We start from the raw sequence: 1,183 nt of genomic DNA, 5'->3' as shown, positions 1-1,183 counted from the left end.
GGGGACGTTGATCTGGAAGGTGGCGGCGGTGCCACTGCCGAGGCTGAAGGTGTCGCGGACGGTGAGCTTGCGCTGGGCGAAGTCGAGCCTGCGCTGCCAGCTGCGGACCGCGGAGCTGCCGCAGTAGGCCGGGGTGAGGTTGGCGTTGGCCGAGAACGCGCCGCCGGTGCCGGGGGTGACGGTCATCGACGAGGTGCTCGGCTCGCACTGGCCGATGACCTGGCCGCCTTTCTCGAAGCGCACCACGTTGTGGGTCTCAGTGCCCTGCTGGATGCCGCTGTGGCTCCAGATGTTCTCGGTCACCGCCAGCCAGTCGTTGGCGAACAGGGTGAAGCCGCCCTGGTCCTGGTGGGCGTGGCTTTCGTTGTAGGCCCCGGCGTTGAAGGCCAGCCACATGGCGGTCCGGGACCAGTCGCTGCGCGCGAACAGGGTGCCGGTGCCCTTGGCGTGGTAGAGCAGTTCGGTGGGAGGCGAGCCGCCGCTGCCGGCGGGCAGCAAGTCGTAACGGCGGTTGAAGCCGTTGCTCATGCTGGCAACGGAGATGTTGGCCAGCCACCAAGAAGCGCGATCGCGGGCCACGGTGTCGTTGCTGATGTAGCGCGCCTCGAGCATCAGGCGGCGGTGGTAGTCGTAGAGCTCGGGGATGGAGTTGCGCGCCTGGTCACCCAGCGGGGCGAATCGGTCGAGGGTGGGGACGGTGGCGTGGATCCAGTAATAGATGCTGTCGGTGACGTGGGAGTTGGCGTTGCCCAGGTCGGCGCCGGTGGCGTCATGCCAGGTCTGATACAGCGAGAACAGGCGCATGTGGGACGTGCCGTAGCCGGTTCCCTCGAGGCTGCCGCCGCCGGGCAGGGCGGCGAAGTAGTTCTGCAGGGCGGGCAGCTTGTTGGAGCGCAGCAGGGTCATCCAGGTGCCGTTGCCGCTGGCCAGGGCCCAGTACATCGTGGCCTCGACGAAGCTGTAGTAGTAGTTGTTGCCCGGATTGCTGGTCGACCAGCCGGACCACGGGTGGCTGCGTCCGCCCCAGCTGGCCTGCCCGGGATGCCAGACGTTCCAGACCGCCTGCTCGGCATAGGCCGACCAGCGCGTGCGCTGCGACGAGGTGACCCGGGCCTTGCACACGTGCAGGGTCAGCGACAGGTCGGCGATCATCGGGCCGACCTCGAGATACGAGTCGCCCGAT

Annotated in this window: 1 protein-coding gene; it reads right to left on the bottom strand. The window is 68.0% G+C overall.

What is annotated here, in order from left to right; translation table 11 throughout:
• The coding region (locus ACFOM9_RS16295) for a hypothetical protein (RefSeq protein ID WP_386713394.1) at nucleotides 1–1,183 on the bottom strand (1,183 nt) is incomplete at both ends.

The sequence above is a fragment of the Luteimonas notoginsengisoli genome, from assembly GCF_042648885.1.
Lineage (GTDB): Bacteria > Pseudomonadota > Gammaproteobacteria > Xanthomonadales > Xanthomonadaceae > Luteimonas > Luteimonas notoginsengisoli.
Note: the sequence above shows the minus strand (reverse complement) of the source record. Positions and strands in the feature narration are given on the sequence as shown.